Genomic DNA, 20076 nt, shown 5'->3' with positions numbered 1-20076 from the left:
GGCCAGGCTATGACTGACAGAGTTTCTACCCAGCCTCTCCAATTTCTTCAGCCTGTTTATCTCCTGCCCCTTCCATCTCCCGGGCTTTCTTGCGGCCATAAAGAGCCAGCAACATGCCCGATGGGAACATCAGGACGCCATAGACCGCAGAGGGCACCGACATTTCACTGGAGTGTAGAAGAGTCAAGGTTACCATCAGGCCAATAGTGCCATTTTTAATACCTAATTCAGTAGCTACCGCCAAGCCCTCACGGCTAGGCAAGCCACAAAGCCGGCTGGCCATTAAACCCAACAAAACACCCAGAATATTTAACAGGACTACTGAAGGCCCGGCCTGGGTCGCCAGCTCATCAATACGATCGCGCATGCCCCACACAAGCCCTACCACAAGAATCAGCAACACCAACGCGCCAAAGATGCTGACAATACCCTCTGCACGGCTGGCCAAGTGAGGATTCCAGGCTCGCACCAACATCCCGATAACTACCGGCAGCAATACGATGACTGATAACATCACGACAGTTTTCGCAAACGGCAGCACTATTTCCTGTTCAGCACCGAAGTAGGTTCGCAGTGCATAGTTGGTGAAAAATGGCAGGCTGAGGATAGTGATCAGGCTTGCAGACACAGTAAGAACAATAGACAGGGCTACATTGCCACGGGCGAGCAGGGTGAAAAGATTTGAGGTAGTGCCTCCCGGACATGCCGCGATAATAACGAGACCTACGGCAATCGCAGGGGGCAGGCTAAGAAGCCAGCACAATGCGAAAGCAACAATCGGCATCAGGAGAATCTGGGTGATAGTACCCACCACCAAACCAGCGGGTTTCACAGTTACCTGATGGAAATCCTTGGCCGTCAGGGTCATCCCTATTCCGACCATAATAATAAACAGCGCAATCGGCAGACCGATTGAGATCATGGGTCCTGATTCCACACTAGCCTCCTGAGATTATTATTATTTTGGTAACCCGGTTAGTAGGTGGCCACTTGATAGAGCGACACGCATGAAACACCTATGTAAAACCACTATTTCGAGTTACCAGATTTTATTTCGTATTTTTATTGTTTCGCTGTGCGATATTGAACCCTAGCACAGTCCACCGAAGAGTGCCGCCTCTGGTACACTGCCCAGCATTGATTTCAGGGCAGTCACACTTTTTATGTCACAGATTTTCCCTAGTGCACCAGTGGATCACTGGTCCAATTTACTATGGGCTGTGGGGAGTCCGGGTATTACTGGCTCACTTGAATCAAGTTTTTTACCCACAACATTGCCATGGTTGCCGGAGAAAAGACGAAAAAGGCTACTGGAGTATTTCGCTCAGTCACAAGTCAACAAGAAACTTTCACCGCAACTCGAGGCATTCCTGCAGCACTATAGCGAGCGCAAACCCACATCCCGATTGGGTGTGTACTTTGAGAGGCTGTGGGCCTTTGTCTTTGAACATCACCCCGACTACCAACTGCTGCACCACAACTTACCTCTGCGTATCGCTGGTAAAACATTGGGTGAACTGGACTTTGTGGTACGGCACCTCCCCAGTGATACTTGCGAACACTGGGAGGTTGCAGTGAAATTTTACCTGCAGCTACCTGGCCATTTTTGGATTGGCCCTGGGCTCAGGGATCGTCTGGACATCAAGCTGAGGCGTATGGCGGAGCACCAGCTGCCATTAATCCGGTGCCCTGAGGTAGTGCACCTTCTGCAAGATCTAAATTTAAAAATTGAACAGCAGTGGGCCTTGATACCCGGACGTTTGTTTTACGCATTGGAGGGCCCTGCTAAAGCCAGAGGGAAGCTATCAAAACGACAAATGCAATTCTGGTGGGCCGACCCGGATAGCTTCAACCTCTACTTAAGCACTTTCCCTCAATATCAATCTTTACGCTGGTTTTATTTACCTAAACCTACCTGGCTGGCTCCATTGCAACCGGACCTCACTAGCGAAAGTCACTCTGATGAGCTTCCGAAGGCTTTGGACAAAGCCCCTGTTGACCGTCCTCTATGTGTTGCGGCAAAGGATAAAAGCGGGGAAGTCTGCCGCGGATTCATTGTTCCAAAACACTGGTATCCAGAGGCACTGGCAAGCCTGACTGGCCACTGAAAACAGAGGTGAGTGTGGTGTACTCAGCGAGCAGCCCAAACAGCCTCTATCCGAAATATCCCTCCTAAAGTTGTCTCCTTTCCTTCCCTGTAGCTCGCCTAAGGCAAACAATTTCCGATTACTTATTGACATAGATCAATTTATATTTACAATTTTCAGAAATTTCTGAAACTTAAGAATTCCATGAAACTTTCCAGTCAAGCCCAGGCGTTCGTACTGCATTTCGGCGAGATGGGCAGCCGGTGGGGCTTTAATCGTACTGTCGGTCAGATGTTTGCGTTGCTCACTATCCACCCATCGCCCCTCAATGCAGAGCAACTTGCCCAGGCTCTCAAAATCAGCCGTGGCAATGTGAGTATGGGGCTTAAGGAGTTACAGGCCTGGCGATTGATCGAACTGCACCACCAGCCGGGAGATCGCAAGGATTACTTCACCGCAGCCGGTTCAATCTGGGACCTGGCACGCACAGTCTTTGAAGAGCGCCGAAAACGGGAACTAGACCCAACCCTGAGCCTACTGCGCCAGCTGTTGCTCAATGAGCCCCAGGATGAGCAGGAAGCCCAGGCCCAGGAAAAGATCCAGGAGGTCTACAGCCTATTGGAGTTACTGGAGGAGTTTGCCAATACACTGAGCAAACTGGAGCATGATGACCTGCTTAAATTGATGAAGCTTGGCTCAGGCATCGTCAAGCTGCTGGAACTCAAAAGCAGACTTACAGGGGGAACGTCAAGCTCCGACTAAAAGTACGCCACGGCAATAAAAGAAATACATAGAAGTAGTCAGCCCGGGGATTGAGAAATCCAGCGGGCTACAGAAAAAGCGGTATAAGGATATACCGCCGCCGACCCAGCGTCGGTAACCGCTCAAAAAATTACTGGCAGGTCCATACTTCTGCATTGGTGTTTTTTCGGGCACCCCCGGGTTACTCAGGAAGAGTACCCGGTTATCTGGTTAAAAATAGTTCCGACCAGCAGAGGCACCCATGCTAGATACTCTGATCCTCTCCAGAATACAGTTTGCCGCCAACATCAGTTTTCATATTTTATTTCCCACTATCACTATCGCTCTCGCCTGGATTATCGTCTTTTTCAAGCTCCGCTATGACCAGACGAATAATCCTGTTTGGATGCGCGCATATCGATTTTGGGTGAAGATCTTTGCCCTGACATTTGCCCTTGGGGTTGTCAGCGGTATTACCATGTCATTCCAGTTTGGCACCAACTGGCCAGGCTTTATGGCTCAAGTCGGTAATATCGCAGGGCCATTACTGGGTTATGAAGTACTCACTGCTTTTTTCCTCGAGGCCACATTCCTCGGTATTATGCTGTTTGGCATAAACCGCGTTCCCAGCAAAGTTCACACCTTCTCGGCATTTGTTGTAGCCATAGGCACAACACTCTCCGCCTTCTGGATTATCGCTCTTAACTCCTGGATGCAGACCCCTTCTGGCTTTGAAATGCGCGACGGTGTCGCTTACCCAGAAAGCTGGCTCGCAATTATTTTCAATGCCTCTTTTCCCTACCGCCTGACACATATGCTGCTGGCTTCGGGATTAACGGCAGCCTTCTTTGTCGCTGGAATCTCTGCCTATCGCATTCTGAAAGGCGACCCCAAACGCGCCCCGCGCCTGGCATTGAAAACCGGTCTGGTGCTGGCGGCAGTTCTCATTCCTATCCAGATTTTTGTGGGGGATTTACATGGTCTCAATACCTTTGAGCACCAGCCGCAAAAAGTGGCAGCTATGGAAGGTGTATGGGAAACGGAGAGAGGTGCGCCCTTACTGCTATTCGCAATTCCTGATGGCGAGGAGAAAACCAATCACTTCGAGATTGCCATCCCCAAAATGGCCAGCCTGATCCTAACCCACGAGCTGGATGGCGAAGTACGAGGTATTAATGAATTCCCAGGAGACCACCCCCCAGTAGCGCCGGTATTTTTCGCCTTTCGCATTATGGTGGGTGTAGGCCTGTTGATGCTCGCCGTGGCCTGGGGCGGCTGCTACCTGTTATGGCGGCGAAAAGAACTTCCTCGTTGGGCACTGAAAACCCTGGTGGGAATGACCTTTGCCGGCTGGGTAGCGACACTTGCCGGCTGGTATGTAACAGAGATCGGTCGCCAACCCTGGCTTGTTACAGGTGTATTAAAAACCGCTGACGCAGTCACCCAGCTACCTCCCTCTCATGTCGGCTTCTCGTTAACTCTTTACCTGATTGTCTACGTGATCCTTTTATACGCCTATATACACACCCTGAAAGTAATGGCCTTGAAGTCAGTCAAAGTGGAGGAGTTTGAGACACAAGAACCGCTCGCAGGAGGCAGCCTGACCAACCTGCCTCATTCAACCCAGAAGTCGACAAAGGGGGATTCACAATGAGTGAGGGGGCAACTTCCGCTGCCTATTGGCTGCCCGTAATTTTCATTGGCCTGATGGGGCTCGCAGTACTCGTGTACGCTATTCTCGACGGCTACGACCTGGGAGTCGGTATCCTACTTCCTATGGGCGAAGAGGATGAGCCTCAGCGAGACACTATGATCGCCTCAATTGGCCCCTTCTGGGATGCCAATGAAACCTGGCTGGTACTGGCTGTCGGCCTGCTGCTGATCGCCTTTCCAATCGCCCATAACCTGGTATTGATGCACCTTTATATTCCCGCGGCAATTATGTTGGTCGGGCTAATCATGCGAGGTGTGGCATTCGACTTCCGTGCCAAGGCCGCCGTAGGACACAAACTCGCCTGGGACCGAACTTTCAAAGCGGGCTCCCTCACCACCAGTCTCTCCCAGGGCTACATGCTGGGGCAGTATGTCATGGGTTTTACACCCGGCTGGCAGGCACAACTGTTCTCTGCCGTCAGTGCATTGGGTGTTACCGCCGCATACAGCTATATGGGCTCGGCCTGGCTGGTGTTAAAAACCGAAAATGAGCTACAGGCGCGCTCGGTGCGTTGGGCACGCAGGGCCGGTCGCGCAACCCTGCTCGGTGTTCTCTCGGTATCGGTAATCAACCCCTTGGTCAATCCAACCGTCTTTGATCGCTGGTTTACCTATCCGCTGGTAATGTTTGTGCTGCTGATCCCCACCCTTTGCTTCCTGGCCTTTATCTTTAATGATGTCCTGCTGGCAAGAATGCCGAAGAGTAATGACAGACATAGCGCTCTTCCCTTCACTATGGTGGTGATCATCTTCTTGATGTGCTTTATCGGCTTAGCTTTCAGTTTCTTTCCCGATATCGTGCCGGGACAGCTGAATATTTGGCAGGCGGCCAGCGCCACTGCATCACTCAAGTTCATTTTGGTTGGTGCGCTGATTGTCATACCAGTCATTCTTGCCTATACCGCTTTTTCTTACCGGGTATTTCGCGGCAAAGCAACCGAGCTTCACTATCACTGAAGAAATAGTTTCCACTTTCAAGGGGTAGCAACATCTATTCAAATAAAATTTGGTAGCGCGGAACTACCCCACAAATCAAACAAAATCCCCTTGCTCGCCGAAATTGGTACGATAATAATCATCAATTCCAGAAGACAATTTTTTACAAGGAAGTAAAGCGCATTTCTGGCGCTTTCAGATTGCGCTTGTCTAAGGGGGAGGTGAATTTGAACCAAATCGATCGACGGGCTATCAGCCGGCGCGACACTGCTAGTCCGCGCAAACCACAACGTAAGAACGGCCGCGAGAAATACGAGAAGCTTCTCGATGCGCTGGAAACCTTAATCGCTGAGCAGGATTCAACCGATATCAGCCTCGCAAACCTGAGCCAGGTAGCCGGGGTTCCTGCAGCATCTGTCTACCATTTCTTTCCCAGTGTGGATGCCAGCCTTACTGCCCTGGCAGAACGGCACTACAAGTCTTTCGGAGACGTAGTGCTGGGCCATTCAGACTTTTCACCTGCGGAAAGTTGGCAGGATATGCTCAATCAGCTGTGTGATCTGGTACGCAGCTACTATGAAGACAATATTTCTGCACTGAAGGTACACTACGGACCGCAATCCAGCTGGGCATTGCGTCAACTGCAAATGGAAAATAACTGGCGTTTGGCAGACACCTTGATAAAGAATCTGTCTCGCGAGTTTGAACTGCCTCCATCGCAGGATTGGCGCGACCGCTTTATGTGTGCGATCAATATCAATGACTCTTTCTGCTCCCAGGCTTACTCGCGTTTCGGAAGAATAACCGATGAGTCCGCGGCTGAAGGTAAGCGAGCGGCAGCCGCATACTTGAAGCTTTACCTGGGAGAACTGTTACAGAGGCGCCAACTGCGCTTCGCTCCGCTGGAGGCTTCAGCCTAAACAGCGTACAGGCCTCTTTTAGTAGAGGATTCTCAATCCACTCTTGCTTAAAAAATAAACCCGGCAACAAAATTGCCGGGTTTATTTTTGCCCATCACTTATTCGCCACATCCTATTCTTCAATTCCAACAAACTCAAAAACAAATAACCATCACAACCCAAAACCCCTAAATCATTAGCTTTCCAAAAACGAAGGCCTATTTGAAAAAGAAAAATATCATCAACTTCCCAGGTAAAATAAATCACGGAAACTTCTTTAAAAATCACTCGTTTATTACTACTTATTCTTGATTTTTCATCGATATCTGTCATCACAAATTGCCCATTTCCGCCCTAAAAGGGCAGTATTCAATCGACCCATTTGTGACCATCTGGACCCGAACTAGAATTCGTAGTGAAACTCTTACTGGATCAAGTGGAGGTTCTCATATGCCCATTGCCGCGCACGAGCTGGAATCGGACTTCCCAGAGTATGCAGAAACCATCAAGATACTTCTAAGGGATGACCTGCAATTCAAACTGGAGAACGACCTCTACCGAAAACTTGATAAACAAATTCGCGGTCTTCAAGACAGCGGGATAGGCACTGATGACGACCACTACTCCAGCCTAAAAAAACAGCGTGCTTATCTTAAGCAGCATCTCTATAACCGCATCACAGGAATGATTACCCATCATTAATTTGCGATGGCTATTGTCTGGACATTGCCGGCGCCTTTCAGCACACTGAAATCACAAGCAATCAGAACAAGTTGATGGCGCCATGCAACTCTACCTGACTTATTCCTCTCCCTTTTCTAGAACTGCCCGTATTGTCGTTCATGAACATAAACTCCAGTCTGTTATCACTGAGCAATTTTCCCATCCATTTCAAAATGAACAGGAATTAATCTCCAGCAATCCCCTTGGCAAAGTGCCCTGCCTGAATCTGGACAATGGCAGTGCCATTATGGACAGCGAAGTTATTTGTGCCTACCTGGACAAACAACTTGGAGATGGCCACCTGAGTAAAGCCATGGAGAATGACTGGGATCTGCGCACACTTTACAGCACGACCTCAGGATTGATGGAAACCCTGGTGCAGCGACAAATGGAAAAACTGCGTAAGCACGAAGGATTGCACTCAGAGTTCTGGTGGCAACGTTTTAACGACGCAATCACCAGGGCACTGGACTTCCTTGAGTCAAATGTATCAAAGCTCCCCAAACAGCTCAGCCTGATCCATATTAACCTTGGCTCAGCCCTGTCATATCTGGACTTCCGTCATGATGATTTCGATTGGCGCAATGGACGACCACAGTTAACTGCCCTATCGGAAAACCTTGAAGCTCGTGAAAGCTTTCGTGCCACTCACTTGCACGAATAACCCTAGTTTCCACCCTCAGGCCAGGTTTCAATTCCTGGTCTCATAAATTCTTCTCTAAACTGTCATATCCTATCGATAGCCTGAGCGCTTTTTGAGGCGCCGCCATGTCAAATAGATCGAAGAGCCCTTCGTGGATACTTCTACACGGCGCCGCTGTTGTGGCGGTAACTTGTAGCCTTTTCAGTGGATTGCGTATTGCAACCCTGGATAAGCCTGCGCTTATTACTATTGCAGAGCTTCTCCCCCAAGGAGAGGTCCATACTGTTCACTTTGTCTCCGCAATTTTACTTTCCCTGGCCGCTGCAGGATATTTGATCTCACGCATCCCCTATTTTCGAAACCTGCCTGGAATATCGACGCCCAAGCCTATCAATTATCACAGACTAGTTACCTGGGGTGGTGTTTCCCTGCTTATAACTTCACTGTTGAGCGGTTGGATACTGTTTAACGGCCTGGGCCCACTCCCCTGGCTTCGCTCGATTCACTTTTGTAGCGCCATCGGACTTGTCTTTTATATTTTTATGCACGGCGGTGTTTACCTTATGCAATTTGGCTTGCGTGCACTTCCATTTATCCTCAAACCATCACTGCCCAAAAGACAATACCTTCCTTTAGTTTCACTATCTCTAGGCACGTTCTCCCTTGGCTTTCTTTTAGTGGGAAGCTGGTATTTAATTCACGGATATTCCCATCACCCCCTGGCAGTCGCCGAGATTTCACCAAATACCATCATCAACATCGATGGCATGGCCTCAGAACCACAATGGCAACAGGCTCAAATACTCACCTTACGTACTGATGGTGGGGCCAATTTTTATAAAGGCCGCTCCGATGTGCAGTTAAAGGCCCTGCAAAATGGTCAGGAAATTTTTTTTCATATCACCTGGCAAGATCCCAATGAGAGCCTCGCCCACCTGCCCTTGAAAAAAACTGCAGAAGGTTGGGAAATCTTGCAATCAGGCTATAAGATATTTGATGAAAAACGTCATTACGAAGATAAATTCGCAATACTCCTTTCTGAAAACTGCTCTTTCGCCGCAGCTGGCACCGCCCATTTGGGACAATCCCCACTGGCTGATAAACCCGCAAACTGGCACGGCAAGGGCTACCATTACAGTACCTCCGAGCAGGTGCATGACCTCTGGCACTGGAAGGCAGTACGTACCAATAAGATGCACCTGGCTGATGACAACTTTATCGGCAAACCGGATAAAGTGCGTCCCGGTGCACGTCGCTATACCGCAGGTTACCAGCAGGATAGCAAAGAGTCCGGTGCTTATAGAATGAACTGGAAGTGGTATTCTCCCACTACAATCACCCCCAAGCGCCTACCTGCAAAAACAGATCAGCTGGCTCCCTATCAGTATTCTCTCCCCCACAGTCAAAGCCCGGATTGGACTATTTCCTGGTTCGATTACCAACCCTATTCTTCAAGTCACGACCAATTCCCATTGGGTACCTTGATGCCCTCGGTGCTGTATACCTCCAATCGCTTTGAGGGCGACCGTGCAGATGTCCGCGCTCGTGGTATCTGGCGCGATGGCCACTGGTCCCTGGAATTGGTGCGCAAACTGGATACCGGCTCTTCCCAAGATATTCCTATTGTGGACGGCATCTGCATGTGGGTCTCCGCCTTTGACCGTGCACAAATTGCCCATACTCGCCACAGCCGCGCCATTCAACTCAGCTTTGATAAAACCTTATGATACTTCGCCTACTTCTGGTCTTCGCTCTACCTTTCACACTGGTTGCGGCAGCAATAGTCCGTGCCCCACAAAATCCTGAGCCACCGGAACATTACTTGGTCAAGGTCAATATGCAGGGGGAGTTACTCGGCGCCTGGGAAGGTCCCTGGTCCTGCGTCTGTGACAAGCGTAGTGGTCTCTTATGGGAAGTAAAAACCGACAACGAGGACATCCACGATGGACGCTGGACCTACTCCTGGTTTATTGATAGCGAAGGCGTTGCCAATAATGGCGACTGCTACTTTGAGCTGAACCGCTGCGATACTGAAGACCTGATCCGGCACACTAATCGCGAGCGCCTGTGTCAAGCAGGCAACTGGCGCCTGCCCACTCTCAGTGAGATCAATACGATTATCAGCAAAGACAATAAACCGGGCAGTCCCACAATTGAGTCCGAGTACTTTCCAAAAACCATGCGAGGCGATTACTGGACCAGTGAAAATAAACAGAAACTGAGCGGTATTTACCGCTATTTAACAGTCGGCGGTACTGCTGTGAATTTTATTGGTGGGGACAGGGTCACAATTCCCTATCGTAATGCCGCATTCGTCCGCTTGGTAACCAGTCGTTCAACAGCCTGTCACAAAGCTCCTCAATAATGCCTGCGCGTTGCTGCCATGCAATCCACCCCCCCTCCAGGCCGCGACGCTCTCACAAAAATGGTCCCAATTTCCAAAGGATTTCTCTAATGAGACGATATTTTGGCAGTGCTCTTACAATCTCGGCGTTATTACTTACAATGGGTGCCAGTGCCGCAACCAAACATTACAGGCTCTCTTGGGATAGTGATGCTTCCAGCAGCGCAGTGATTGGCTTTTCACCTGACGGCAGTAGCAATAACCCCTACCTAAACTATGGCTACTCCACCGACGAAAGTAACTGGAATAGTGCCTATGTCAGCAACAGCGAAAGCTTCGATGGCGGTATCACCAGTCACTTCGTGCGCTTACAGGATTTAAATGCAGACTCCCCCGTTTATTTTCGTATCTGTGATCAAGATGGCTGCGGGGATCGTTTTTGGTTCCGGACTGCACCTGCGCACAATTCCCCATTTGTAGTGGTTGCCGGCGGTGATACCCGAACTGGCCATACCACCCGCCGGCAGGGAAATGAGCTGCTCGCAAAAATTCGCCCCCTCGCCGTTATGCACGGTGGAGACTTTACCAACGCGAATAGTGCATCGGAAATGCGTGAGTTTCTGGACGACTGGGAGCTGACTTATTCCAGCGATAATATCGATGGTTACAGTTACAAACGCATCTACCCGTTAATTCCCACACACGGCAATCATGAGGACGATGATTATTCCACCATCTGCCAGGTCTTCGGCGTGGACTTTAATGGCGACGGTGACTGCACTCCCAGCGACACCTATGGTGCTGTGCAGGTTTCTCCCCTATTGCGTGTATATACCCTCAACAGCCAGTTCCAGAACAGTGGCTGGTCCTCCTATGCAACTGCCATGAATAACTGGCTTGAAAGTGACTTATCAGCATCAGGCAGTGCTGCCAGCTGGCGCTTTGCGCAATACCATAAGCCTTTATTTCCCCACTACACAGGCAAGTCTGACAACCCCACCCTGTTCAGCTGGTGGGCACAGCCTTTCTACGATTACGCCATGAACCTGGTAGTGGAGTCCGATACCCACCTCACCAAACTTACCGAGGCAGTCATCCCAAGTGGTAGTAACTTCTCCACAACCACTTCCGGCGGCACTGTCTATGTCGGGGAGGGCAGCTGGGGGGCTCCGGCCCGGTCTGCCAACGATGCCAAGTCCTGGACTATCGACATGGCCAGTATCCAGCAATTCAAAGTAATTCAGGTGAGTGCAGAGGAACTGGTGGTGCGTACTGCCGAATTTAACGATACCGCCAGCACCTTATCGCGAGAAGATCGCACCGCAGATCCACTGGTATTACCCAGTAATGTGAATTGGTGGAGTGCCAACCGTATCGGTGAGGCCATGACTTTAATACGCAACAACGCGGACCGCAGCGTTATTTCTGAAGATGGCAGCGGCAGCAACAACTTTATATTGCCAGTGACTGACGATGTGTTTATTTCTTCACGCTACTCATCCAGTAATTTTGATGGGGATTCCGGTGGGCTGCTTGCCGATGGCAGTGACTCCACTTTTGGTACCCTGTACTCGCTGATCAAGTTCGACCTCTCAGACCTCACCGCCTGTAGCTCGATCAATACCGCCACATTGGAGCTGAATGTCACCAATAGGTCCGGCAATACCTACGGTGTTTACCTGGCCGCAAATGATTGGCAAGAGGAGTCTGTAACCTGGAACTCCGTTGGCGGTTCCTCGGTGCGCGATGACCTGGCAGAGAGTTTTGTCCCGTTCTACACAGGTGTTGAGCGAATCGACCTGACTTCTTCAGGGCTTATAGAAAGCTGGATAAATAGTGGCAATACCGGCCTGGTTATCGCTCCCCGCTCAGGCAGCAACGGGGTCGACTTCACCTCCAAGGAAACCGGTACCTCGGCGAAGTTAACGGTTGAGGCCGACTGCACCACTATTGCCGGACCTCTACCCAAAGCTGTAAAAACCGATGATTTTACTTTGCTATGGCGTAACGAGATTAAAGTTCCGGTCAAACTTATCGAAGAGCCTGCCGAATTTAATCAGGGCCAGGGGATTGCCACTCACCTTCAAGCGGCCCTCCCTGATCATGGTGGGCGCACCTACCAAGCCGCCAAACATCAAACGCAGATCGGTACTGCTCAAGGCGAGGCTGGCTGAGGGATCATCACTGTGCCGACCGGGATAGCCATGTAACACCCCGTTCTGCACCACGACCAGGTATTTCTCGCTGGTGTCGGTCATATCAATATTCAGGCGGATCTCCGCATCCGCCGCTTTCTCTCCGTTTAGTCGCACGGCCATGGCATCGAATAACAGCTGCAAGGGCACCCTGGCGACTATTTCTTCAGCCGGCAATACCTCTTCTCGAAATTCAACACCATGACGCAATTCTTTCGCACCTGAGAGGTAAAAATTGCGCCAAATACCGGATTCTGCCTGGTAACCCAGCTGCTCCAGGCTGTCGGCTAGCAGGTAACGGGCCTGGTCGTTATCCGGCTCGGCAAAAACCAAATGCTTCAGTACCATGGCCACCCAGCGGTAGTTACCGCGAGCAAAGTCCCGCCGTGCCCGCGCCATAATGCTTTCCTCCCCCCCCATATATTCCACATAGCGCTGAGCCGCCTCTTCCTGGGGAACCGGGTGCAGGTTAGCCGGATTGCCATCGAAATAACCTAAATAGCGATTGTATACAGCCTTGGCACCGACATTAACCGTGCCGTAATACCCTCGGTTAGCCCAGGCCTGTGAAAGGCTTTCAGGCAATTCCAGCCTCTCAGCAACTTCGATCATGTCATAGCCGTGATTGGCGAGGCGCAGCGTTTGGTCGTGGATATATTTGTACAGGTCCCGCTGCTTGGCGAGATAATCCATAGCCTCCCCTTTCCCCCAGGTAGGCCAGTGATGGCTACTGAATACTACTTCTGTCTCCCCACCAAACTTCTCCATCGCAAATTCAATGTAACGACTCCAGGCCAGGGCGTCTCTTGTTTTGGCACCACGCAGGGTATAGATATTGTGCAGTGTATGGTTGGCTATTTCACTCATACATAACGCTTTAAACTGGGGAAAGAAAAATACCATTTCAGTCGGCGCTTCCGCCCCCGGAGTATTAACAAACTCAATCTCCACGCCGTCAATTTTCATTTGTGCACCGGCTTCAGGGATTACAACCGTTGGTGTGGCAATGCCATGCTCACCATCGGATACCCGGTTGCCAAGCCCTGAAGAAACAAACCCATCAGGGCTTGAGGGCAAGAGGTCACCAAACTGGTATAAGGCGCGCCGTTGCATCACATTGCCAGAGCGCACATTCTCGCTGATCGCTTCCTCTGCAAATCCCTCTGGAGCAATAATATCAATCGAACCACTCTGCAGTTGCTCAGCTGTCAGGACCCCCGTCACCCCGGCAAAATGATCCGCGTGGCTATGGGTAAAAATTACCGCGCTGACCGGCCTCTCTCCCAGAGATTTGTTGGCCAGGGCGAGCGCCGCAGACGCAGTTTCCGCAGATGTCAGGGGATCGATAACAATCCAGCCGTTATCCCCCTTTACCAGGGTCATATTCGCCAGGTCCAGGGAGCGCACCTGGTAGATACCATCCACCACCTTAAACAACCCATTGTTCAACGCGTTGAGCTGGGCCTGCCGCCATAAGCTGGGGTTTACCGTATGAGCAGAACTACCTTGCAGGAACTGCATCTGGGATAAACCATACACCTCACGTCCCTCAGTATTTTTAATCTGGGCGCCGGGAATAGTGGCAATAAATCCTCGTTTGGCCAGTTCAAAATCTGTCTTATCAGTAAATGGTAAGCGATCAGAAACTGTTTGGTTGTGGACGATAGTTGCCTTCGAGGCAGGCTTTATTTCAGCATTGAAGATATCAATACCGGCTTCGGGTTCACTGCCACAGGCAATGAGGAAAAGTGATAACAATAATATCAATGAACGCATAGAGGCTCCCCCAGGCTGGTTACGCATGACACTCCATTTCCATACTTAAGACAGGAGAGGGTAACCAGATACAAAATGGTCTCCCACTCTAATTCCCTGAAACCTCGGTGGAATTCTGCCAACGAAAGACAGAAAAAATCACACCATTCAAAAGGAAAGCTATTTGTTGTTTCTGCCGCCGAAATTTAGTTGGCGCAAATTAAGCCAAATCCGCTGTAAGAACCTTGATATTCAAGCGACGAAATAAGTAGTAATTTATATTTCTTCAAGGCGGCAGAAAAAACCGTTACGACCAAGTCAACAAACAATAATTTCCAGCGCCCCTATAAATCAGCTTAAAAATGAAATACGCGAAATTTAACCCTGCTCTTGAGCAACCCTTCACGATTAACAAACAGGATTTAACCAGACGTTGAAAAGACAGGCATATACTGTGCGCTGGCACTTGAGATAGCAGAATAAAGGTAACCAAGTCGCCAATATAGTCTATATAACCCTTTTGACTCCGGCAGTGAAGGACTCACACCCGGTATAGAGCCGAGGTCTGCATTTCAAATGGTATGGAGATAATTTCAATGCTAATAAAAAGACCCCCACTCTGTGGCGCACTGATAATCGCCATGTCACTGCTGACGCTAAAATCCTTTGCCGCCAATGAGGAGGAAGTTGTGACTGATCCTGTAATTCGCCAAGGCCCTGTGGAGGGTCAGCCAAAGTCCAATCAGTTCTGGTGGCCCAACCAGCTGGATCTTAGACCCCTGCGCCAGCACTCACCCAGGTCCAACCCCATGGGGGATGACTTTAACTACGCAGAAGAATTTAAAACGCTGGATTTAAAAGCAGTCAAAAATGATATCGAGGCCCTGCTCAAAACCTCCCAGGACTGGTGGCCTGCAGACTTTGGCCACTACGGCCCATTTATGATTCGCATGGCCTGGCATAGTGCAGGCACTTATCGTATCGACGATGGCCGGGGTGGTGCCGGTGGTGGACAGCAGCGTTTCGATCCCCTTAACAGCTGGCCAGATAATGCCAATCTGGATAAAGCTCGCAGGTTGCTCTGGCCCATCAAACAAAAATACGGTCGCAAGCTGTCCTGGGCAGACCTGATGATTCTCACAGGCAATGTCTCACTGGAATCCATGGGATTTGAAACTTTCGGCTTTGCGGGTGGACGTATCGATGACTGGGAACCTGACCTGGTTTACTGGGGGCCGGAAACCGAGTGGCTCGCAGACGAGCGCTATACGGGTAACCGCCAGCTGGAAAAGCCGCTCGGTGCGGTACAAATGGGGCTGATTTATGTCAACCCTGAGGGGCCGAATGGCAAACCCGATCCGGTAGCTGCCGCCGTAGACATTCGCGAAACCTTTGGCCGTATGGCCATGAACGATGAAGAGACAGTGGCACTAATTGCCGGCGGTCACACCTTCGGTAAAGCTCATGGAGCCGTCAAGGCCGACTGCCTGGGACCAGAGCCTGCCGCAGCTCCCACAGAACAGCAGGGGCTCGGCTGGAAAAACAAGTGTGGTAAAGGCAATGCGGATGACACCATGACTTCTGGCCTGGAAGGTGCCTGGTCTGCAGCACCAATTACCTGGAGCCAACAATACCTGAATAACCTGTTCAACTTTAACTGGGTAAAAACCAAGAGCCCTGCAGGCGCGGTACAGTGGATACCTGATGATTCCGCTGCCGCCAATCTTGTGCCTGACGCCTTCGATAAAAACAAACGTCATGCGCCAATCATGTTTACTACTGATCTGGCACTGAAGTTTGATCCAAGTTACAAGGAAATTGCCCAACGCTTCCAGAAAAACCCTGAGGACTTTAAACGCGCCTTTGCTAAAGCCTGGTTCAAACTGACCCACCGGGATATGGGACCCAAAGCACGCTACCTGGGTATTGAAGTACCCGAGGAGGCCCTAATTTGGCAGGACCCCATTCCCAAAGTGGATTATCCCCTGGTCAATGACAGCGATATTGATAACCTTAAGTCGGCAATCCTCAACTCTGGCTTAACGATTCCTGAACTGGTGAGAACTGCATGGGGATCAGCTTCCACCTTCCGCGGCTCCGATATGCGTGGCGGAGCGAATGGAGCGCGCATTCGCCTGGAGCCACAAAAGCAGTGGCCGGTAAATGATCCCGCCGAATTGGCAAAGGTGCTGACGCAGTTGGAAAAAATTCAACAGGACTTTAATAGCAATCAATCCGGCGGCAAGAAAGTCTCACTTGCCGACCTGATCGTGCTCGGCGGCTCCGCTGCCATTGAGAAAGCCGCTGCCGAGGGTGGAAACAATATCAAAGTACCCTTCAGGCCTGGCAGGGCTGATGCAAGCCAAGAGCAAACCGATGTGAAATCTGTTGCGGTACTAGAGCCCACCGCCGATGGATTCCGCAACTATTTCGCTAAAGATAACAGCAGAACGCCCACGGAAATGCTGGTGGATCGCGCTAGCCTACTCACCTTAAGCGTGCCCGAGATGACAGTCCTGGTAGGAGGAATGCGTGCGCTCAATGCCAATACCAGCGGATCTCCCAACGGGGTTTTCACCGATCGCCCCGGTGTACTCACTAATGATTTCTTTGTTAACTTACTGGACATGTCCACCGAGTGGAAGAAGTCTGAAAAGTCAGAAGGGCTTTATGAAGGCAAGGATCGTAAAACTGGCAAAGATAAGTGGACTGCCACCTCAGTGGATCTGATATTCGGTTCCAACTCAGAGCTACGGGCAGTGGCTGAAGTCTATGGTTCCAATGACTCCCAGGAAAAATTTACCCAGGATTTCGTCAAAGCCTGGACGAAGGTGATGAATCTGGACAGATTTGATGAAGTTAATCGGTAGCTAAAATCTATTTTTTAATTAGTCCCTATTATCCATACCGGGCAGGTATGCCCGGTATGGATTTTGAATCAAGCCATAGAGTATTTCTATACATCCTGAGTGATCGGAAATTTTGCTCCTCTGTAAGCTGGCCCCTAAAAACAACTTCAAAGAAAAAAATTATAGAAATTTAGCTTCTTTAGTCTGCCTTAACTATCATCGCGAAGATGTTGATCAAAGAATTCCTTAATCATAGTGTACTGATGAATACGAGTTTGCTTGCCACGTAAACTATGCTTCTTACCTGGATAGGTCATAAGTTCAAACTGTTGGCCATTATCCTGCAACTGTTTAATCAGACGTGTAGTGTTGGTAAACAAAACATTGTCATCTGCCATCCCGTGATAAATCAGCAGAGGACCTTTCAGTCCATTCGAATAGGGAAATACAGAGGAAGCCTGGTAGGCCTCAGCATCTGTATTGGGATTACCCATGTAGCGCTCGGTATAGTGAGTATCATAAAGCATCCAATCGGTCACAGGAGCACCAGAAACGCCAGCTTTAAAATAATCTCCGGCCTTAAACATACTCATTAGTGCCATGTAGCCACCGTAACTGTGGCCATAGATACCAATATTATTGCTATCAACAAAAGGTAGTGTGCGCAGGAATTTAACACCTGTTACCTGGTCCTCTACCTCCGGGCCTCCCATATTTTTGAAAATGGGATTTTCAAACGCTGTACCCCGGTTTGCAGAACCACGGTTATCCAGAGAGAAAACGATGTAACCCTGTTGAGCCATAAATTGGTTGATGTGCTTGTCCCAACTATTGGTTACTACCTGAGCGTGGGGACCACCATAAACAAATACCATGACCGGGTAACGTTTACTCTCATCAAAATTGGCCGGCTTATATAGGCGGTAATTAAGCTTATGTCCCTGTGGAGCTTTGATAGTGCCAAACTCCGGAGTAATCCACTGCTCCATATAAGGAAATAAGGGATGCCCTTCAACAACAGCGTTCTCCTCCAGCCAGGTTATCAGCTCGCCACTTGAGCGGTGTAAACTTACCTGTGGAGGAGTAGTTATGCTGGTGAATTTATCGATGTAACCTGAACCATCCTCAGCAAACTCAATACCGTGCATACCACTGCGTGTGGATATTCTCTGAATACCCCCATCACCTTTTATTGGTACACTATAAAGGTGCCTTTCTATGTCAGAATCCTTACGGCCACTGAAATACACAACATCTTTCTTTTCATCCACAGCTTCCAGCTCATCAACTATCCAATCACCAACAGTTAATTGCTTCTGTAGTTTTCCATTTAAACTGTACAAATAGAGGTGCTTGAAACCATCTCGCTCAGATGACCAGATAAATTGGTCACTGTTTTCCAGGAAAAATAAATCATCGCTGAGGTTTACCCAGGTGTCACTGGATTCTTTTAACAGATTGCGGGTCTTGCCGTTATTGAGATCAAAAACACGAAGCTCAAGTTTCTGCTGATCCCGAGACTGCCATTGAAAAGTCAGTAAATTATCGCGAGCCCAATCTACTCGGGGAATATAAATATCCTGCTCTTCCCCCAGGTTTACCCAACGGGTTTTTCCAGACGCCACCTCCATCACACCCAGGCGAACCTTGACATTAGCTCGCCCTGCTGCGGGATAACGCTGGCTTATCATATCGATGCGATCTGCATATATCTCGCTGCGGATCACTTCATCTACAGGGGACTCATCAACCTGTAGGAAAGCAATATGGCGGTCGTCTGGAGACCACCAATAACCTGTCATACGATCCATTTCTTCCTGGGCAACAAACTCGGCCATGCCATTTTTGATAGGCCCATTTCCATCGCTGGTTAGCGCTCGCTCTTTACCACTTTTCAGGTTGACGACAAAAATATCCTGATCACGAATAAAAGAGACATATCGCCCTTTCGGGGAAACACGAACATCGGTCTCAAAAGCTTCGGTTTCAGTCAAGCGCCGCGCGGACTTCGTATCCAAATTGTAATAATAAACATCTCCTGCCAGCGGAAATAACAAGGATTTCCCATCCTCAGACCAGCTGTATTCCATAATACCGCTGCCATAGATTCTTTGACGCTCACGTCGGGCTTTTTCCTCATCGGATAACACTTCATCGCCGCTGTGCAGGCTGTCAGATTTCACCAGGATACGGGACTGCCTATCGGCAATGTTGTACTCCCATAAGTCGTAGCGGTTGTAATCTTCATCCCGTCCCTTCAGAAAAGTTACCCGACTACCATCGGGAGAGTACTCAAGGGCACGGGGCGCTGTGCCCCCAAGGGCCGGATCGGAGAATATTCGTTCAATAGTCAATGTATCCGCGGAACAGAGTCCCGCAAAGGTTGTGCAGCTAAGCAGGGCAAGCAGTTTTCTTTTCATAGAAGGGCTCTTTGTTTTAGTGTTTTATGCTAGGCGCAAATCTGCGGTGAGAAGGGCGTAAGACCGCTTTCTCTGCAAGCAACAAAGTCCTTGAATTCTACAATGTAATCTCCAGATAACGGAGGGGATCAAGCTCTCCTTCTGAAATTAACAGAGTGACAATCAAACCTTCTGTAATTGCCTTCCTTTACCGTCATTTACTCTGCACCATGTATGTTTACAGTGCCTGAAGACAGTCTTGGAGCTGGCTTTTGCGAAACAAAAACAGTGAGAGATGTACCTTGTTTCTTCCATTAAAACAATTCTCACCTCCTTCCATAACAACTCGATCCCAAAGCGAGACTCTTCCCAATAACCACCGCGAACCCAATCACAATCGATTCACTTTCTTATCTAACTTTGAGGCAGACCCTGTAGTCGGGGCAGGCAAGGTGATAGAGGGGCCATCTAAATGTGCGACGGTGAAAAGCGTAGGACCCTGCCAAAGTGGGCAATTTAAACCCCAAAATAAGCAATTAAATAGCACAATAAGCCGTATATTGAACTCAAACCCCTGAATAAATTTTATTTTGAAAGAGTATTTTGGATTTCAGTGAACCATAGTGTGTGGCCGAATATTACTGGAAGCTTCTATCGAGATCTAAAATCGACCATACGCCCAGTATCATAGGTTGCCGGTGCCGATCTCCCCGTCTAAGTATCCTTTCCCTGATCCCCAGCTTGACACTACCAAAACAAAACACTCTCCCTTGCATTCCAAGACGATCGGTC

At 49.5% G+C, this 20076-nt stretch carries 14 protein-coding genes and 1 pseudogene; 11 read left to right on the top strand and 4 right to left on the bottom strand.

Going from position 1 to position 20076, the window contains the following annotated elements; genetic code table 11:
* Nucleotides 1–25: 25 nt before the first annotated feature.
* The gene (locus tag G367_RS0118030; protein WP_026305232.1) at nucleotides 26–937 is read right to left on the bottom strand and encodes a bile acid:sodium symporter family protein; all 912 of its coding nucleotides are present in this window, start codon (nucleotides 935–937) and stop codon (nucleotides 26–28) included.
* A gap of 226 nt (nucleotides 938–1163) precedes the next feature.
* On the opposite strand from G367_RS0118030, the gene G367_RS25315 reads away from it, so the two are divergent.
* The 5 genes from G367_RS25315 to G367_RS0118005 all read left to right on the top strand — a co-directional run bounded on the left by G367_RS25315 (nucleotide 1164) and on the right by G367_RS0118005 (nucleotide 6397).
* Nucleotides 1164–2108 (top strand): DUF1853 family protein, encoded by a 945-nt coding sequence (locus G367_RS25315; RefSeq protein WP_020414563.1) that lies wholly within the window; start codon nucleotides 1164–1166, stop codon nucleotides 2106–2108.
* 183 nt (nucleotides 2109–2291) lie between these two features.
* Nucleotides 2292–2849 (top strand): GbsR/MarR family transcriptional regulator, encoded by a 558-nt coding sequence (locus tag G367_RS0118020; protein ID WP_020414562.1) that lies wholly within the window; start codon nucleotides 2292–2294, stop codon nucleotides 2847–2849.
* 241 nt (nucleotides 2850–3090) lie between these two features.
* Complete coding sequence (locus G367_RS0118015; RefSeq protein WP_020414561.1) at nucleotides 3091–4482, top strand: cytochrome ubiquinol oxidase subunit I; 1392 nt, start codon at nucleotides 3091–3093, stop codon at nucleotides 4480–4482.
* Entirely contained in the window at nucleotides 4479–5498 is a 1020-nt protein-coding gene (locus tag G367_RS0118010; protein ID WP_020414560.1) for a cytochrome d ubiquinol oxidase subunit II, read from the top strand. The genes G367_RS0118015 and G367_RS0118010 overlap by 4 nt, the downstream gene beginning before the upstream one ends.
* A 206-nt stretch (nucleotides 5499–5704) precedes the next feature.
* The gene (locus G367_RS0118005; RefSeq protein ID WP_157533611.1) at nucleotides 5705–6397 is read left to right on the top strand and encodes a TetR/AcrR family transcriptional regulator; all 693 of its coding nucleotides are present in this window, start codon (nucleotides 5705–5707) and stop codon (nucleotides 6395–6397) included.
* 81 nt (nucleotides 6398–6478) lie between these two features.
* On the opposite strand, the gene G367_RS0118000 is transcribed toward G367_RS0118005, so the two are convergent.
* Nucleotides 6479–6709: a hypothetical protein gene (locus G367_RS0118000; RefSeq protein ID WP_020414558.1), complete on the bottom strand. Its 231-nt coding sequence runs from the start codon at nucleotides 6707–6709 to the stop codon at nucleotides 6479–6481.
* 117 nt (nucleotides 6710–6826) lie between these two features.
* Between G367_RS0118000 and G367_RS0117995 the strand changes: the two genes are divergently transcribed.
* The 5 genes and pseudogenes from G367_RS0117995 to G367_RS27010 form a co-directional block, all read left to right on the top strand.
* On the top strand, nucleotides 6827–7078 hold the full coding sequence (locus G367_RS0117995) for an HP1242/YdcH family protein (protein WP_020414557.1): 252 nt from the start codon (nucleotides 6827–6829) through the stop codon (nucleotides 7076–7078).
* A gap of 82 nt (nucleotides 7079–7160) precedes the next feature.
* Nucleotides 7161–7763 (top strand): glutathione S-transferase family protein, encoded by a 603-nt coding sequence (locus G367_RS24210; protein ID WP_020414556.1) that lies wholly within the window; start codon nucleotides 7161–7163, stop codon nucleotides 7761–7763.
* 104 nt (nucleotides 7764–7867) lie between these two features.
* Nucleotides 7868–9469 (top strand): ethylbenzene dehydrogenase-related protein, encoded by a 1602-nt coding sequence (locus G367_RS0117985; protein ID WP_040629045.1) that lies wholly within the window; start codon nucleotides 7868–7870, stop codon nucleotides 9467–9469.
* Nucleotides 9466–10107 (top strand): Lcl C-terminal domain-containing protein, encoded by a 642-nt coding sequence (locus G367_RS0117980; protein WP_020414554.1) that lies wholly within the window; start codon nucleotides 9466–9468, stop codon nucleotides 10105–10107. Before G367_RS0117985 ends, G367_RS0117980 begins: the two co-directional genes overlap by 4 nt.
* Nucleotides 10107–12005 (top strand): annotated as a pseudogene (locus G367_RS27010) (DNRLRE domain-containing protein); the annotation flags it as partial. The gene G367_RS0117980 and the pseudogene G367_RS27010, both read left to right, overlap by 1 nt.
* A gap of 78 nt (nucleotides 12006–12083) precedes the next feature.
* Here G367_RS27010 and G367_RS0117970 read toward each other — a convergent pair.
* Nucleotides 12084–14057 (bottom strand): alkyl/aryl-sulfatase, encoded by a 1974-nt coding sequence (locus tag G367_RS0117970; RefSeq protein ID WP_157533608.1) that lies wholly within the window; start codon nucleotides 14055–14057, stop codon nucleotides 12084–12086.
* Nucleotides 14058–14632: 575 nt separating this feature from the next.
* Here G367_RS0117970 and katG point away from each other — a divergent pair.
* A complete protein-coding gene (gene katG / locus G367_RS0117965; protein WP_020414551.1) occupies nucleotides 14633–16906 on the top strand; it encodes a catalase/peroxidase HPI in 2274 nt (757 codons plus the stop codon).
* Nucleotides 16907–17094: 188 nt separating this feature from the next.
* Here katG and G367_RS0117960 read toward each other — a convergent pair whose 3' ends face one another.
* Nucleotides 17095–19305 (bottom strand): S9 family peptidase, encoded by a 2211-nt coding sequence (locus G367_RS0117960; protein WP_020414550.1) that lies wholly within the window; start codon nucleotides 19303–19305, stop codon nucleotides 17095–17097.
* Between the last annotated feature and the right edge of the window lie 771 nt (nucleotides 19306–20076).

The organism is Microbulbifer variabilis ATCC 700307 (assembly GCF_000380565.1).
GTDB lineage: Bacteria > Pseudomonadota > Gammaproteobacteria > Pseudomonadales > Cellvibrionaceae > Microbulbifer > Microbulbifer variabilis.
The sequence above is the reverse complement of the archived record's forward strand: the minus strand, read 5'-3'. Positions and strand labels throughout refer to the sequence as shown.

Excerpts from the sequence above, each read along its gene's own strand:
- G367_RS25315 (WP_020414563.1), top strand. The coding sequence starts at position 1,164 with ATGTCACAGATTTTCCCTAGTGCACCAGTGGATCACTGGTCCAATTTA.
- G367_RS0118020 (WP_020414562.1), top strand. The coding sequence starts at position 2,292 with ATGAAACTTTCCAGTCAAGCCCAGGCGTTCGTACTGCATTTCGGCGAG.
- G367_RS0118015 (WP_020414561.1), top strand. The coding sequence starts at position 3,091 with ATGCTAGATACTCTGATCCTCTCCAGAATACAGTTTGCCGCCAACATC.
- G367_RS0118010 (WP_020414560.1), top strand. The coding sequence starts at position 4,479 with ATGAGTGAGGGGGCAACTTCCGCTGCCTATTGGCTGCCCGTAATTTTC.
- G367_RS0118000 (WP_020414558.1), bottom strand. The coding sequence starts at position 6,709 with ATGACAGATATCGATGAAAAATCAAGAATAAGTAGTAATAAACGAGTG.
- G367_RS0117995 (WP_020414557.1), top strand. The coding sequence starts at position 6,827 with ATGCCCATTGCCGCGCACGAGCTGGAATCGGACTTCCCAGAGTATGCA.
- G367_RS24210 (WP_020414556.1), top strand. The coding sequence starts at position 7,161 with ATGCAACTCTACCTGACTTATTCCTCTCCCTTTTCTAGAACTGCCCGT.
- G367_RS0117985 (WP_040629045.1), top strand. The coding sequence starts at position 7,868 with ATGTCAAATAGATCGAAGAGCCCTTCGTGGATACTTCTACACGGCGCC.
- G367_RS0117980 (WP_020414554.1), top strand. The coding sequence starts at position 9,466 with ATGATACTTCGCCTACTTCTGGTCTTCGCTCTACCTTTCACACTGGTT.
- G367_RS0117970 (WP_157533608.1), bottom strand. The coding sequence starts at position 14,057 with ATGCGTTCATTGATATTATTGTTATCACTTTTCCTCATTGCCTGTGGC.
- katG (WP_020414551.1), top strand. The coding sequence starts at position 14,633 with ATGCTAATAAAAAGACCCCCACTCTGTGGCGCACTGATAATCGCCATG.
- G367_RS0117960 (WP_020414550.1), bottom strand. The coding sequence starts at position 19,305 with ATGAAAAGAAAACTGCTTGCCCTGCTTAGCTGCACAACCTTTGCGGGA.